Origin of the sequence: Ruminococcus sp. 1001136sp1_2201st1_G3_2201SCRN_220225 (genome assembly GCF_040924365.1) — a bacterium.
Taxonomy (GTDB): Bacteria; Bacillota; Clostridia; order Lachnospirales; family Lachnospiraceae; genus Blautia_A; species Blautia_A faecis.
The window spans coordinates 1-15,856 of sequence record NZ_JBCOME010000052.1; the positions used below are offsets into that span (position 1 = coordinate 1).

Consider the following 15,856-nt stretch of genomic DNA (forward strand, 5'->3'; position numbering starts at 1 on the left):
AAGGGCAGCTATCAATAGATGGTAAGCTGTTTTTTTCTCTGTCCTGACACCGATTGTTCACGTATCAATTTATCTTTGACTTATTCTACCATAGTTCATCGTAAAATACTATAAACGTTCCCTTTAGTTTTGTATCGCTTATATAACAGAAAAACCCCGGAAACCTTACGGTTCCGGGGTATCTTACGCTTGGACACATGTACCTTGCGGTACGCAATATATTTAAATTAGAAGTTATGCTATAATTATTCGATAACTGTAGCAACACGTCCTGATCCAACAGTACGTCCACCTTCACGGATAGCGAAAGTAAGACCCTGGCTCATAGCGATTGGGTGGATCAGTTCGATTGTCATCTCGATGTTATCTCCAGGCATGCACATCTCTGTTCCTTCTGGAAGGCTGATAACACCTGTAACGTCTGTTGTTCTGAAGTAGAACTGTGGACGATAGTTGTTGAAGAATGGTGTATGACGGCCACCCTCGTCTTTAGTCAGAACGTAAACCTGAGCTGTGAATTTTGTATGGCATGTGATTGTTCCTGGTTTAGCAAGAACCTGTCCACGCTCGATCTCGTTTCTCTGAACACCACGAAGAAGTGCTCCGATGTTATCACCAGCCTGAGCCTCATCAAGAAGTTTACGGAACATCTCGATACCAGTTACAACTACTTTACGAGTCTCTTCTTTGATACCAACGATCTCAACCTCATCAGATACGTGAAGAACACCAGCCTCTACTCTACCAGTAGCAACTGTTCCACGTCCTGTGATAGAGAATACATCCTCTACAGGCATAACGAATGGTTTATCTGTGTCACGCTGTGGATCTGGGATATAGCTGTCAACAGCATCCATAAGATCCATGATTCTGTCGCCCCACTCACCAGCTGGATCCTCAAGAGCTTTAAGAGCAGAACCTTTGATTACCGGGATATCATCTCCTGGGAAGTCATACTCGGAAAGAAGCTCACGAATCTCCATCTCAACCAGCTCAAGAAGCTCTTCATCGTCAACCATATCACATTTGTTCATGAATACAACGATGTAAGGAACACCAACCTGACGAGCAAGAAGAACGTGCTCTTTAGTCTGAGCCATAACACCATCGGTAGCTGCTACAACAAGGATAGCACCATCCATCTGAGCTGCACCAGTGATCATGTTCTTAACGTAGTCAGCATGTCCTGGGCAGTCAACGTGTGCATAATGTCTCTTCTCTGTCTGATACTCAACGTGTGCTGTAGAAATTGTGATACCACGCTCTCTTTCCTCTGGAGCTTTATCGATATCTTCGAAGTTCTCTACTACGTTTCCTGGAACTCTTTCAGCAAGAACTTTTGTGATAGCTGCTGTTAAAGTTGTTTTACCATGGTCAACGTGTCCAATAGTACCAATGTTACAATGCGGTTTTGTTCTCTCAAACTTAGCCTTTGCCATTTTAAAATGTCCTCCTTGATTAGTTGGCTCATTCTCTATAAAAATAGAGCGCCATATCGATTTTAAACTTGCTATCCTTGATTATATTGCAAATCAAGGATATTTGCAAGCTTTTTATTGTTTCATGTGAAATCCTGATTCAGCCTGTAGTTAAATCAGTCTTTCTTTGCCAGAACTTTTTCCTGAACACTCTTTGGAACTGGCTCGTATTTCTCGAAGAACATGGAGTAGTTACCACGTCCCTGAGTTCTGGAACGAAGATCTGTTGCATATCCGAACATTTCGGAAAGCGGAACATATCCACGGATCATCTTACCTCCGCCGATATCATCCATACCTTCGATACGACCACGACGGGAGTTGATATCACCGATAACATCACCCATGTAATCCTCTGGTGTGGTTACTTCAACCTTCATGATAGGCTCAAGAAGGATTGGAGCTGCCTTCTGCATAGCATCCTTGAATGCAAGAGAACCTGCAATGTGGAATGCCATCTCAGAAGAATCGACTTCATGATAAGATCCATCGTATACATTTGCATGTACACCAACAACCGGATATCCACCAAGGATACCAGCCTTCATAGCCTCTTCGATACCTTCTCCTACAGCCGGGATATATTCCTTCGGAATAGCACCGCCGACAACAGTAGACTCGAACTTGTACAGTTCTTCGCCGTTGGCATCCATAGGCTCGAATTTAACTTTACAGTGACCATACTGTCCACGACCACCGGACTGTTTAGCATATTTACTGTCTACGTCAACAGCCTTGGTGATTGTCTCTTTGTAAGCAACCTGAGGAGCACCTACGTTAGCCTCTACGTGGAACTCACGAAGAAGACGGTCAACGATGATCTCAAGGTGAAGCTCACCCATACCAGCGATAATGGTCTGTCCTGTTTCCTGATCTGTATGTGCACGGAAGGTCGGATCCTCTTCTGCAAGTTTTGCAAGAGCCTCACCAAGTTTGCCCTGTCCTGCTTTTGTCTTAGGCTCGATAGCCAGCTCGATAACTGGTTCCGGGAACTCCATGGACTCAAGGATTACTGGATGCTGCTCGTCACAGATTGTATCACCAGTTGTGGTAAATTTGAATCCGATAGCAGCAGCAATATCACCGGAGTAAACCTTATCCAGTTCCATACGCTTGTTAGCATGCATCTGAAGGATACGACCAACACGCTCTTTTTTGCCCTTTGTAGAGTTATATACATAGGATCCGGAATTCATTGTTCCTGAATATACACGGAAATATGCAAGTTTTCCAACGAATGGGTCTGTCATGATCTTGAATGCCAGAGCGGAAAACGGCTCTTCATCAGAAGAATGTCTCACGGTCGGGTTTCCATCCATGTCAACACCATCAATTGGTGGAATATCTGTTGGAGCAGGCATGTACTCCAGGATAGCGTCCAGAAGTTTCTGAACACCTTTGTTTCTATATGCAGAACCGCAGCATACCGGAACAGCTGTACACTCGCATGTACCTTTTCTCAGAGCTGCTTTCAGTCTGTCTGTGCTTGGCTCTTCGCCCTCAAGATATTCCATCATGAGATCGTCATCCAGCTCACAGATCTTCTCGATCAGTTCTGTATGATAAAGCTCAGCATCCTCTTTCATGTCTTCCGGGATATCGGTGATAGTAATATCATCGCCCTTCTCGTCATTGTAGATGTAAGCTTTCATTTCGAATAAGTCGATGATTCCCTTGAAGTCATCTTCTTTTCCGATTGGCAGCTGCAGGCAGATTGCATTTTTACCAAGACGAGTCTTGATCTGCTCTACTGCGCCGTAGAAGTTTGCACCAAGGATGTCCATCTTATTGATGAATGCCATACGTGGTACATTGTAGGTATCAGCCTGACGCCAAACGTTCTCAGACTGTGGCTCAACACCACCCTTTGCACAGAATACGCCGACAGCGCCATCCAGTACACGAAGGGAACGCTCAACCTCAACAGTAAAGTCTACGTGACCTGGGGTATCAATGATGTTGATACGATGCTCCAAAGCGCCTGGCTTCGGTTTGCAGTTCTCTTCCAGTGTCCAGTGACATGTTGTTGCAGCGGATGTGATTGTGATACCACGCTCCTGCTCCTGCTCCATCCAGTCCATGGTAGCAGTACCTTCATGAGTATCACCAATCTTGTAGTTGACACCTGTATAGTACAGAATTCGTTCTGTAAGAGTTGTCTTACCTGCATCGATATGAGCCATAATACCAATGTTTCTGGTTCTCTCGAGCGGGTATTCTCTACCTTCTTTTCCAGCCAATGGATTTTCCTCCTTGATTAGAAGCGATAGTGAGCAAATGCTTTATTTGCTTCAGCCATCTTATGCATGTCTTCTTTCCTCTTTACAGATGCTCCGGTGTTATTGGCTGCATCCATAAGCTCGTTAGCCAGTTTCTCTTCCATGGTCTTCTCGCCTCTCTTGCGGGAGAACATGGTGATCCAGCGAAGAGCCAGAGCCTGACGTCTGTCAGCTCTTACCTCGATCGGAACCTGATAAGTAGCTCCACCGATACGTCTTGCTTTAACTTCAAGCTGAGGCATTACGTTGTTCATTGCCTCTTCAAATACTTCAATTGCTGGCTTGCCAGATTTTTCTTCCATTCTGGCGAATGCTCCGTAAACAATTTTCTGTGCAACACCTTTCTTACCATCTAACATGATGTTATTGATAAGCTTTGTAACAACTTTATTGTTGTACATCGGGTCTGCCAGAACGTCTCTTTTCTGAGTATGTCCTTTACGTGGCACGTTACTTCCCTCCTTAATCATCCTGATTATCTCATCGGTACTCACGCAGTAAACTATTGCATGTTCGCACTGGTAATGGTCCTATATTTAACCCGCAACCGACAGGGTATATGGAATACCGTACAAATCTCTATAGTCTCCGCAGCAATACGGATGGATTATTTTTTAACTTTCGGTCTCTTAGCGCCGTATTTGGAACGGGCCTGTTTTCTGTTAGCAACACCTGCGGTATCAAGAGTACCTCTGATGATGTGGTATCTTGTACCAGGTAAGTCCTTAACCCTTCCTCCACGGATCAGAACAACGCTATGCTCCTGAAGGTTGTGACCTTCTCCTGGGATGTAGCTTGTTACTTCGATTCCGTTGGAAAGACGAACTCTGGCGATTTTTCTAAGAGCTGAGTTAGGCTTCTTAGGAGTAGCTGTTTTAACAGCTGTGCAAACGCCACGTTTCTGTGGTGCAGACTGCTCAACTGCTTTCTTTCTTAAAGAGTTATAAGTTCTCTGCAGAGCCGGAGCTGTAGATTTCTTAACAGCTGTCTGGCGTCCTTTTCTTACTAACTGGTTGAATGTTGGCATTCCATTTCACCTCCCGATTTATTTCTCCATAGATTGTTCTATGGGGTTTCCTTGCGGTTGCTATTATCTTAGTAAGCGCGGAAAAAAATGCCTTATTTCGCACGCTTTTTGATTATATCCTGTCTGCATATCTCTGTCAAGGTGTTTTTCATCAATTTTTCCTTATTTTTTCAAGGTTTTTACAATTTATCACGGTGAATTATAAATAGGTTTCTTCTTATTATAATGTATTTTTTACTGCTGTTCTGGAGCGTGTAAAAAAATCATTCCCGTGATCTGCATCACAATTTGTGGGAGATTTCGCTCGGATGAGGGCGCCTTAGCGGGCTACGGTAACCGAATTCGGGTGAAATATACCGCAAATTGTGACGCACATCTTGCAGAAAGCCTTTTTCAAACACGCTCTAGGAAAACTTAACTTTACATTGCATTCACAGCTTCACATTATTATAATAAGAAACAAGAACTTTTCAGCACCTCTACAGTACCTGCTTTTCGAAATACAATCTGCTGAATAGTCGAAAAAAAGAATTAACATGAACAGGAGTATACATATGTGTTTCAAAAAAGCAGTGGCTAAATCCAGTGGATTCTCCCGGATTTTTGCATTTGGCCTCATGATTTTTTCCGGAGCAGGACTTATAAATCTGTGCACTGTCTGTGCTGAGACCACTGACGAGCTTCAGGGACCGCCTGTAGCCCAGTCACATATAATCGGTATTGATCCCGGTCATCAGGGTCCAAATGTGGATATGAGTGACCTTGAACCTCTTGGTCCAGGTTCCACAGAAATGAAAGCCAAAGCCTCAACAGGAACCCAGGGAACTTTTTCAGGTCTGCCTGAATATCAGCTGAATCTGGATGTTTCTTTGAAGCTGCAGCAGATTCTGGAAGACCGTGGCTATCAGACTGTTCTTACCAGAACGGATAATGATACTGCCATCAGCAATAAAGAGCGAGCTGAATATGTTGCCGGACAGGGGGCCGAGGTTTACGTGCGTATCCATGCCAATGGTGCTGAATCGTCCTCTGCTGCCGGTGCACTTACCATTTCCCCCTCCTCTTCCAATCCTTATGTATCCCAGCTCTATGATGATTCCAACAGCCTTTCCCAGTGCATTCTGGATGCCTATTGTGACGCAACCGGATTTGAAAACCGCGGCGTAACATATGCCGACAATATGACTGGAATCAACTGGAGCACCATTCCGGTAACTATTGTGGAAATGGGATTTATGACCAATGAATCTGATGATCTGAAAATGAGCAATCCGGATTTTCAGAACACAATGGCATCTGGAATCGCTGATGGGATTGATGCATATTTTGCGGAAAAATAAATCTGGATTTATTGCCATAAAATAATGTCTCTTCCAGATATTTCATTGATTCGAAAGGAGAACTTATGAAAAATAATAGAAAGAAACAAACCTCTTCTTATCTGCTGGTTTTTCTTGGCATTGTCGCTGCTTTACTAATTCTTATCATTCTTTACCTTACTTTCTTCAGAAGGGACAGCCAGAGAAGTATTAATCTGGCAAAAAACGGTTCAGCAACAGCCCAGACTGAAGATTTCACTGACGGTGAAGCTTCCGGATTTACCTCTGGTGATGAAACTTCTGAAGGCGCCGACCAAAGCGGCTTTGTTTCTGATGATGGAAGTTCCGACAGCGAAGCTTCTACTGACGATTCTTCTGTCCAGGGACCTTCCCAGAGAGAAAATGCAGGTTCTGTACAGTCTTCTCCAACTCCGGAGGAAGTAACTGTTCCTTATCAGACTCCTGCTGCCAATACAGAACCAGTAGGTCCTTCCCAGTCATCCGGTTCCAACTCCGCTCAGACAACAAATGGCACTTCCCAGGGAAAAAAAGATTCTACCATGGCTGCTATTACCCCCGAACTTTCTGACGATGATGGCACCATCTCTCCCTCCCACGGAAGTTCTGCTTTTGACAACAAATCCGATGAAAAGATGGATACTCTGGTCTCTCAGGTTCAATCACAGCTTCCTGTTTCAAACGGTTCCTGGAGCGTTTATATCTGTGACCTTTCAGGCGGCTCAGAGGCTACGATCAATGATTCCCCAATGCAGGCAGCCAGCCTGATCAAGCTTTTCATTATGGGTGCAGTATATGAGAATTATGATTCTTTGTCCCAGCAGTATGGTTCTGCCACCCTGGATTCCTATCTGACACCAATGATCACCGTCAGTGATAATGACGCGGCAAACAGTCTGGTTTCCTGCCTGGGAAGTGGCGACAGCACTGCAGGTATGCAGAAAGTAAACAGTTTCTGTCAGTCTCACGGCTACACAAATACTTCCATGGGACGACTGCTTCTTGCCAGCAACGAATTCGGAGATAATTACACTTCTGCCTATGACTGTGGAAAATTCCTGAAAGAAATTTACCAGATCTGCTCTGGTACTACTCAGACACCAAGCCTTTTACATGCAGAAGAAATGTATTCCCTTCTGAAGCAGCAGCAACGTACCAACAAGATTCCGGCTGCCCTGCCAGAGGGCGTCAGCGTTGCCAACAAAACCGGTGAGCTTTCCGATGTAGAAAATGATGCCGGAATCCTGTACAACGCACAGGGTGGAAACGATCTGGTCATCGTCTTCCTTTCCCAGAACCTCTCCAGCCCGGGAGAAGCCCAGAATACAATTGCACAGCTTAGCCGCAGTATTTATCTCTACTATAATAATTAACCTTAATTCCTATGATACCAGTGTCAAAAGGTCAAAAAGCTGTTCGTGCTTGCACGATAAGGCTTTTGAACTTGGGACACGCCAAATATGAGAAAGTAGCGATTTACGCAGTAAATCAGCGGATTCCGAATATTTGGAGGATTGCGGGAGCAGCGTAGCTGCGTAGCAATCCGGGTATCAAATGGGTGTCAAAAGACCTTTTGACACCCATATCATTGCTATTAAAAATGCGCAGTGCCTCCAAACAACACTGCGCATTTCTATATTAAGAAATTGCTTACTCCTCGTCCCCATTCTCTTCATATGACATTTCCCATATCTCTGAAAAAACTGCCAACGGACAATCCGTCAAAAGACACATCAGAAGGAAGCATTCGTATGGGTTCACAATATAAATCTCGCTCATTCCACACTTCTTCAGAATTCTCTGCGCTTCCTCTATGAAATGATGGTATCTGTCATAGGGATCATCATCCTCCATCTCCTGAGACACAATAAAGAACTCCAGCGTAAGAAGATCAAACCGCTCTACCGGGAACTTGTGATTCAGAATATTGGTAATTCTCTGTCTGCTGAACCTCTTCTGGCTGAAATGTTTCGCCAGGATAGAGGCTGACATTTTTTTCAGATTTCCCATTTTATTGATAGGAATACCATTGCAGATTACCTTCTCCAGATCAGACGGAGTAATATTCTCCGGTTTCCAGACCTTAGCCCGGCCTTTCTCCTCCTCATCCTTCTGATACATGGCCGCAATGATCTGCTTCGCATGTTCCAGAAGGCGCAGGAACTCCTGAAATGCCTGACTCTTCTCATTCATTGGATCATCCCAGCCAGCTTTCAGGCATGCCAGATATTTCAGCAATTTTTCCTCTGTATCTATAGTAAAATCGCCGCTGATTACTTCCGCAACTTTTCCCTTATCTGCTGCAGGTTCCATGGATTTGTAATTCTCTTTATATTCCTCTGCCTTGCTGTAAGGAAGCTGCTTACTATAACAATACCAGTAGATCACTTCCTCTGGATTATGGAAATCAAAATCCTGCTCCTTCAGCACCCTTGTCAGAAAGTCTGAAACATCCTCCGCGCTCATGCGAAGCCCGAAGCCCAGCAGAAATATAGTCTCGCGCTTTACTGAGGCCTGTGTAAGCCAGTTGTTCACCAACGCAGGAAGCTTAGTTGAAGTAGGATTCATAGACTTGGGTGTATAGGTTTCCCGGAAAGAATCAACTGCAATATCTCTGTATACCTCCTGAGGCACTTCCCCAAACGGTTCCTCAATTCCAGCTCTTTCATAGATATATCTCTTCAAATGATCTCCGAACGAAACCAGCTCCATCTCTTTATATAAATAATGAAAAATAACGTCCGCATCTTCATCCTCAAATCCGTCCAGACTGACTACCTGACGAAATCTCTGGGCGGCCCTTCTGGTAAATTCAAAATCCTTTACGGAATCAAATGCCACTGTCTGTTCAAAATCAAGATCCTGCATACGATTTTTCATCATAAATCACCTTCATTTTCCTATAATCAACTACTTAAATTGTGAAAAATTTTGCCCTCTGATTTATCCCTTCTTCTGCAAAAGCCAGGTTTTGAACGGCCGATTATCTGCTCTTACCTCGCAGAGAATGATCGTAGTATTATCTCTGGCCCCTTTATCCAGTACCCTTGTTAAAAGAGCATGGGCAATATCACGAATTGAGTCCTCCAGCTTCATAATTTCTTCAATCTCGCGATCAGATAACATATCTGTTACCCCGTCTGAGCAAAGCAGATAACGGTCCCTATCCTGATAAGGAACTGCCGCAATGGCAGGTTCCAACTTCATCTCGGTCTCCTCCACTCCCAGAAACTGAGTCAGTGGTGCTTTCCCAAATCTGCAGCTTTTCAACACATGATCTCTGGAAATCTGTGAAAAATTCCCCTTGGAAAACCGATAAATCCTGCTGTCTCCCAGATTACAGATATACGCTTCTTTTTTTCCAAAAGCAATCATCGCCATAGTAGTTCCCATGGCACTGATCCGTTGTTCCCGACCATAATCACATACAGCCTGATTCATATTCTTACAGGCTTCCGTAAGAAAAAGTTCTGGTGCTTTACGAAGCATCCCCTTATTTTCCCTATAAAAATGCTCCAGGCTGTCAGAAGCAAGCCAAGCAGCCATTTCCCCCTGGCTCTCCCCTCCCATGCCGTCAAAAACAGCCATTACCGGAAGGCTCTCCCGAAGCCTGATACCTGTACGGATTTCTTCTGTTCCATGATTACTCACTGGAAGGTGCTCTCCGCAGCACCAGAAATTGTCCTCGTTATTTGGTCGCACTTTCCCTGCATGGCAGGTATATGCATAATCAATATGATATGTCATTCTATTCCTCTTCGTCTGTCTGTCGATATTCCAAAGAATCACAGCCACTTCTTATATGACCGGTATCATCATTCATCTAACTGCTCCAGCGCATTTTTCCAGTATTTCTCGCCACGCTTGGTGTACTCAGTACTGTCATTCTCCTTATCGTGGACAGTTCCGTCTGTATCGTTCCAGCGGATCAGTTTGCCACGCTTGTCATAATAATATAATTCCTTCTTATTACCAGTCCATACATATGCAAAAAACAGACGTTCATCCCAGTAATAATACTCCTCATAAACTCCATCTTCGGATGTCTCCGGATAAATCAGCGCTTTTACCAGTTTCCCATTGCTGTCATAGTAGCGAAGCCGATCGCCTTCCTTGCCAACTTCCTTGCAGTCCGGAAGTTCGCTTACAATTGTATTCGCCTGCTCCTTAATTGTCTGAATTGAAGTAGAAAATTCATCAATTTGAGCAGTACTGTTATCATTAGCTTCCAGGACTTCCATAACGTTCTCCGTATTTTGAGCCTTGCGATTCTCATCATGGATTAATTTCATATAAACACCAATAATAATGCATGCCGCAAGCGCCACTACAATAAGGGAAACTGTCCATGGTGAAATCTGTCTTTCCTGGTCCCACCCGCTTCTCTGCTGCTTCTTTTGCTTAGTGGAAGAGGCATTTACTGACTGTTTCTCATAATTTTTCACTGCATTTTTCGCAGGCTTTCTGAGCTGTGCCTCTTCTTCCCGGACAGCTTTCTCAATCTGAGGGTCTTCTGCCACATGGGTGCGCTCCATACAGTCTTCCGGCTTCTGAGGGGCATATCTTCTCTGATCCCGCTCAAGTTCTGCCGAATTTGTCAGCTCCCACTGGGACTTCTCCCACTCTTTCTCTGCATTCACCGGTGCCAGACGAAGCTTCTCCAAATCCCGCAGCATATCTTCTGGTTTCCTGTAACGTTTCCCTGGCTCATATGCACACGCTTTTAATATAATGTGGGAAAAAGAGGCACTGGCATTAACTGGTGCCGGCATTTTCTCCCCTGCCATTCTCCGTGCAAGGGCAGTCTCTTTATCTCTGTATGTAATCAGCTGCTTATCCAGCGAAAGAAAAGGCAGCCTGTTCTGATTCATCAGTTTATATAATACAATTCCAAGGGAATAGATATCAATACTGCTGTCGTACTTCTCTCCCTTGTAAATCTCCGGTGCCATGTAGGAATAGGTACCTTTCTTGGACATATTGCTCATGGTATGTGCCTGTTCCCTAGCAATTCCAAAATCGCCCAGCTTAAAGTCACCGAATCTGGACACAAAAATATTCTCCGGTTTCACATCACGGTGAATAATATTCAATTTCCTGCAATAAATCAATGCCATAGCCAGGTCACAGCCAAGTTTGATCACTTCCTTCTCAGTAAGCTCCTTGCCTGTGCAGTAATCCATAAAGCTGGTAAGATATTCCATTCTTATGGAAATGTCCCAGCCGATCTCATCCAAATATTCCACCACTTTGAAATCTTCAAATGAAACCACATGGGAATTTCCGCAAAAATGCTCCATAGTATATATTTCCTGAATGCAGTCTTCTACCAGATTTCGAAAATATTCCCTGGTAGACTGCTCATTATTCATCTCTGAGCGTACGCTATCAAGTTCTCCCTTACTTGCCGGTATGGATATAATCTTGATTGCGGAGTAAAAAGAGCGGCCTCGTTCTGTCCGCTTCGCTTTATACACTTTCCCAAAGGATCCTTCGCCTATTTTCTCTATAAGTTCCCATTCTGGCCAGACGGAAACCGGAACATCTTTATCCATGTATGTTCTCCCTCCTCGAACGGGTAATGACTTTTTAATGGACTGGCAAGTCTTCCCCGTCACGATGCACAGAAATCATGGATTGCATGATTTTGCACCGCTATTCTCTGGTTTTCTGTGAACTACGTTCCACCAAAACGCCTCGCGGAATACTGCCTTCTGAATAGTTACATAAAACATTATATAGGAATCTTACCACAAATGATAGTCCAGGTTGTATTTTTCTCTATCTATATTTTTCCCACACAACAAAATACCAATCCTATTTTCCCTTACCTTCGCCTACGGCGGATTGTCTCGAGCAACATTTACCTTGCTGCAGTGTGGTCCTGCCAGACTGGACTTTTTTGTGTAACAGTAAGTTCCATAGAATTCTCTGTTACGCAAAAATCCCCCAAAGCAACATTTCTGTCACCCTGGGGGATTTCATATTTTATCGTTTATTCTTCACTGTCTTCAGAAGAATCCTCATCCTCAAATGTATCCTCATCCTCATCCACTGCAAGATCTGCCTCATCAGCAGTTTCCAGCTCTTCTGAGTCTTCCGCTACATCCAGCACATCCTGATCCTCGTCATCCATTTCATCGAATTCGATTTCTTCTGGCTCTTCCGGCATTCCTGTATCAAGCTCTACATCGCTGTAGCACTTCATACCTGTACCAGCTGGAATCAGTTTACCGATGATTACATTCTCTTTCAGACCGATCAGATGGTCAACCTTACCCTTGATAGCAGCTTCGGTCAGAACCTTGGTAGTCTCCTGGAAAGAAGCAGCTGACAAGAAGGAATCAGTTGCCAGAGATGCCTTAGTAATACCAAGCATTCCCTGTTTTCCAATTGCAGGACGTAATCCCTCAGCTTCCAGTTTCTCATTTACTTCCTCATACTCAAGGAAGTCAACAAGTGTACCTGGCAGGAACTCAGAATCTCCGTTATCCTCGATACGGATTTTCTTCAGCATCTGATGAACGATAACCTCGATATGTTTATCGTTAATCTCAACACCCTGAAGACGGTATACACGCTGAACCTCACGGATCATGTAATCCTGAACTGCACGAACACCCTTGATTCGAAGAATATCATGCGGGTTTACACTACCTTCTGTAAGCTCATCACCAGCCTCCATAACCTGTCCGTCCATGATCTTGATACGGGAACCGTATGGGATCAGGTAAGTCTTGGAATCACCAGTCTCCGGATCTGTTACGATGATCTCTCTCTTCTTCTTGGTGTCATTGATTGTAGCAACACCCTTGATTTCAGTGATGACAGCAAGTCCTTTCGGCTTTCTTGCCTCAAAAAGCTCCTCGACACGAGGAAGACCCTGTGTGATATCTCCACCGGCAACACCACCTGTATGGAAAGTACGCATGGTCAGCTGTGTACCTGGCTCACCGATAGACTGTGCAGCGATGATACCGATGGACTCACCAACCTGTACCGGCTCACCGGTAGCCATGTTTGCGCCATAGCACTTCGCACACACACCAACCTTACACTTACAGCTCAGGATGGTACGGATCTTAACCTGCTCAACAGCACCTCCGGTAATGTTGTCTACACCCTCTTTCATGATACGTGCAGCACGCTTCGGAGTGATCATGTGGTTTGCTTTTACAAGGACTTCGCCCTCTTTATTCTTAATGGTCTCGCAGGAGAAACGACCTGTAATACGATCTTGAAGGCTCTCGATCTCCTCCTTACCATCCATGAAACCTTTTACATACATACCGGAAATCTCTGCTCTGTTCTCACAGCAGTCCATCTCACGTACGATCAAATCCTGAGATACATCAACAAGACGTCTTGTCAGGTAACCGGAATCGGCTGTACGAAGAGCGGTATCGGAAAGTCCTTTACGCGCTCCGTGAGCGGACATGAAGTATTCCAGTACGTCCAGACCTTCACGGAAGTTTGACTTGATAGGAAGCTCGATTGTATGTCCGGTTGTATCAGCCATCAATCCACGCATACCTGCAAGCTGTTTGATCTGTTTATCAGATCCACGGGCACCAGAGTCAGCCATCATGAAGATGTTGTTGTACTTATCAAGTCCGGAAAGAAGTGCATGAGTAAGCTCATCGTCAGTCTTCTTCCAGGTATCAACAACCTCTTTATAACGCTCTTCCTCAGTAATAAGACCTCGTTTATAGTTCTTTGTGATCTTATCTACAGTATCCTGTGCAGCCTTGATCATCTCAGGCTTCTGCGGCGGCACGGTCATATCAGAAATAGATACAGTCATGGCAGCTCTTGTAGAATACTTGTAACCCATAGCTTTGATAGAGTCCAGAACCTCAGCAGTCTTGGTTGCTCCGTGAGTATTAATAACTTTTTCAAGGATCTGTTTCAGCTGTTTCTTACCAACCAGGAAGTCAACCTCAAGAAGAAGCTCATTTCCCGGAATGCTTCTGTCAACAAATCCAAGATCCTGTGGCAGGATCTCATTAAACAGGAAACGTCCCAGTGTAGACTGCACGTTGCCTGTGAAAGTGCTTCCATCCGGCATTACTTTACTACAGCGGACAAGAATCTTGGACTGCAGAGTAATTACCTGGTTCTCATATGCCAGAATTGCCTCATTTACGCTCTTAAAGAACTTTCCTTCTCCCTTGTTTCCAGGTCTTTCCTGTGTCAGATAGTAAATACCAAGGACCATATCCTGTGAAGGAACGGCTACCGGTCCACCATCAGAAGGTTTCAGAAGGTTGTTCGGAGACAGAAGCAGGAAACGGCACTCTGCCTGTGCTTCCTGGGACAGTGGAAGATGGACAGCCATCTGGTCACCATCGAAGTCAGCGTTGAAAGCGGTACAAACAAGCGGATGAAGCTTAATAGCCTTACCTTCTACAAGGATCGGCTCAAACGCCTGGATACCCAGACGATGCAGTGTAGGTGCACGGTTCAGCATAACCGGATGTTCTTTGATAACATCTTCCAGAACATCCCATACAGCTGGCTCAAGCTTCTCTACCATCTTCTTGGCATTCTTAATATTGTGAGAGGTACCGTTTGCTACCAGTTCTTTCATAACGAAAGGCTTAAACAGCTCGATTGCCATCTCTTTTGGCAGACCGCACTGATAAATCTTCAGCTCTGGTCCAACAACGATAACGGAACGTCCGGAGTAGTCAACACGCTTACCAAGAAGGTTCTGACGGAAACGTCCGGATTTACCTTTCAGCATATCAGAAAGGGATTTCAGGGCTCTGTTTCCAGGACCTGTAACCGGACGGCCACGACGACCATTGTCGATCAGGGCATCAACTGCTTCCTGAAGCATACGTTTCTCATTGCGGACAATGATATCCGGAGCACCAAGCTCCAGCAGTCTTTTCAGACGATTATTACGATTAATGATTCTTCTGTACAGATCATTCAGGTCAGATGTCGCAAAACGTCCACCATCCAGCTGTACCATAGGACGAAGATCTGGCGGGATTACAGGAACAACATCAAGAATCATCCACTCAGGACGGTTTCCTGACTCACGGAAAGATTCAACAACCTCAAGACGTTTGATGATCCTTGCACGCTTCTGGCCTGTTGCCTTAACCAGCTCTGCCTTTAATTCAGCGGAATCCTTCTCAAGGTCGATAGCCATAAGGAGCTCTTTGATAGCCTCAGCACCCATGCCTACGCGGAAGTTATTTCCGTAAGACTCACGGGCATCCTGATATTCTCTCTCAGTAAGGATCTGCTTGTACTGGAGTCCGGAATCTGCCGGATCCAGTACAATATAATTTGCAAAGTAAAGAACTTTCTCCAGTGTTCTTGGAGTCAGATCCAGGATAAGTCCCATACGGGACGGAATACCCTTGAAATACCAGATATGGGAAACAGGAGCAGCAAGCTCAATGTGACCCATACGCTCTCTACGGACGGAAGCCTTGGTAACCTCAACGCCGCATCGGTCGCAGACAACACCTTTATAACGGATTTTCTTATATTTACCGCAGTGGCACTCCCAGTCCTTGCTTGGTCCGAAAATTCTTTCACAGAAAAGTCCGTCTTTCTCCGGTTTCAAGGTACGGTAGTTGATGGTTTCCGGTTTTGTAACCTCACCTCTTGACCACTCTCTGATCTTTTCCGGGGACGCCAGTCCGATTTTAATGGCATCAAAAGTCATTGGCTGATATGTTTCATTGGTATTGGTTGATTCTGCCATGTATTCTT

At 44.7% G+C, this 15,856-nt stretch carries 11 protein-coding genes; 3 read left to right on the top strand and 8 right to left on the bottom strand.

The window, feature by feature from the left end; all coding sequences use genetic code 11:
* Window positions 1–245 precede the first annotated feature (245 nt).
* The 4 genes from tuf to rpsL all read right to left on the bottom strand — a co-directional run bounded on the left by tuf (window position 246) and on the right by rpsL (window position 4,784).
* Window positions 246–1,439 carry an elongation factor Tu gene (gene tuf / locus AB5642_RS15375; RefSeq protein ID WP_173716713.1) on the bottom strand — a complete coding sequence of 398 codons (1,194 nt, stop codon included), beginning with the start codon at window positions 1,437–1,439 and terminating at the stop codon, window positions 246–248.
* Between the two features lie 155 nt (window positions 1,440–1,594).
* Window positions 1,595–3,718 (bottom strand): elongation factor G, encoded by a 2,124-nt coding sequence (fusA, locus tag AB5642_RS15380; protein WP_226815287.1) that lies wholly within the window; start codon window positions 3,716–3,718, stop codon window positions 1,595–1,597.
* A gap of 17 nt (window positions 3,719–3,735) precedes the next feature.
* On the bottom strand, window positions 3,736–4,206 hold the full coding sequence (gene rpsG, locus AB5642_RS15385) for a 30S ribosomal protein S7 (protein ID WP_207664929.1): 471 nt from the start codon (window positions 4,204–4,206) through the stop codon (window positions 3,736–3,738).
* A 158-nt stretch (window positions 4,207–4,364) separates the two neighbouring features.
* Window positions 4,365–4,784 (bottom strand): 30S ribosomal protein S12, encoded by a 420-nt coding sequence (gene rpsL, locus AB5642_RS15390; RefSeq protein WP_117854826.1) that lies wholly within the window; start codon window positions 4,782–4,784, stop codon window positions 4,365–4,367.
* Window positions 4,785–5,055: 271 nt separating this feature from the next.
* On the opposite strand from rpsL, the gene AB5642_RS15395 reads away from it, so the two are divergent.
* The 3 genes from AB5642_RS15395 (at window position 5,056) to AB5642_RS15405 (ending at window position 7,494) form a co-directional block, all read left to right on the top strand.
* Window positions 5,056–5,202 carry a DUF6783 domain-containing protein gene (locus AB5642_RS15395; protein WP_308768448.1) on the top strand — a complete coding sequence of 49 codons (147 nt, stop codon included), beginning with the start codon at window positions 5,056–5,058 and terminating at the stop codon, window positions 5,200–5,202.
* Window positions 5,203–5,338: 136 nt separating this feature from the next.
* Window positions 5,339–6,124: an N-acetylmuramoyl-L-alanine amidase gene (locus AB5642_RS15400; RefSeq protein WP_368371734.1), complete on the top strand. Its 786-nt coding sequence runs from the start codon at window positions 5,339–5,341 to the stop codon at window positions 6,122–6,124.
* A 65-nt stretch (window positions 6,125–6,189) separates the two neighbouring features.
* Complete coding sequence (locus tag AB5642_RS15405; protein WP_368371735.1) at window positions 6,190–7,494, top strand: serine hydrolase; 1,305 nt, start codon at window positions 6,190–6,192, stop codon at window positions 7,492–7,494.
* 277 nt (window positions 7,495–7,771) lie between these two features.
* On the opposite strand, the gene AB5642_RS15410 is transcribed toward AB5642_RS15405, so the two are convergent.
* The 4 genes from AB5642_RS15410 to rpoC all read right to left on the bottom strand — a co-directional run bounded on the left by AB5642_RS15410 (window position 7,772) and on the right by rpoC (window position 15,848).
* Window positions 7,772–9,004 carry a hypothetical protein gene (locus AB5642_RS15410; RefSeq protein ID WP_330634168.1) on the bottom strand — a complete coding sequence of 411 codons (1,233 nt, stop codon included), beginning with the start codon at window positions 9,002–9,004 and terminating at the stop codon, window positions 7,772–7,774.
* A gap of 60 nt (window positions 9,005–9,064) precedes the next feature.
* Window positions 9,065–9,868, bottom strand: a complete 804-nt coding sequence (locus tag AB5642_RS15415; protein WP_118583306.1) for a PP2C family serine/threonine-protein phosphatase — start codon at window positions 9,866–9,868, stop codon at window positions 9,065–9,067.
* A 68-nt stretch (window positions 9,869–9,936) separates the two neighbouring features.
* Entirely contained in the window at window positions 9,937–11,676 is a 1,740-nt protein-coding gene (locus AB5642_RS15420) for a serine/threonine-protein kinase (protein ID WP_368371736.1), read from the bottom strand.
* Between the two features lie 440 nt (window positions 11,677–12,116).
* On the bottom strand, window positions 12,117–15,848 hold the full coding sequence (gene rpoC, locus AB5642_RS15425) for a DNA-directed RNA polymerase subunit beta' (protein WP_148463547.1): 3,732 nt from the start codon (window positions 15,846–15,848) through the stop codon (window positions 12,117–12,119).
* Between the last annotated feature and the right edge of the window lie 8 nt (window positions 15,849–15,856).

Bases quoted from the DNA above. Each gene is read 5' to 3' on its own strand.
- rpsL (WP_117854826.1), bottom strand. From the start codon at position 4,784: ATGCCAACATTCAACCAGTTAGTAAGAAAAGGACGCCAGACAGCTGTT.
- AB5642_RS15415 (WP_118583306.1), bottom strand. From the start codon at position 9,868: ATGACATATCATATTGATTATGCATATACCTGCCATGCAGGGAAAGTG.
- AB5642_RS15400 (WP_368371734.1), top strand. From the start codon at position 5,339: ATGTGTTTCAAAAAAGCAGTGGCTAAATCCAGTGGATTCTCCCGGATT.
- AB5642_RS15420 (WP_368371736.1), bottom strand. From the start codon at position 11,676: ATGGATAAAGATGTTCCGGTTTCCGTCTGGCCAGAATGGGAACTTATA.
- rpoC (WP_148463547.1), bottom strand. From the start codon at position 15,848: ATGGCAGAATCAACCAATACCAATGAAACATATCAGCCAATGACTTTT.
- AB5642_RS15410 (WP_330634168.1), bottom strand. From the start codon at position 9,004: ATGATGAAAAATCGTATGCAGGATCTTGATTTTGAACAGACAGTGGCA.
- tuf (WP_173716713.1), bottom strand. From the start codon at position 1,439: ATGGCAAAGGCTAAGTTTGAGAGAACAAAACCGCATTGTAACATTGGT.
- AB5642_RS15405 (WP_368371735.1), top strand. From the start codon at position 6,190: ATGAAAAATAATAGAAAGAAACAAACCTCTTCTTATCTGCTGGTTTTT.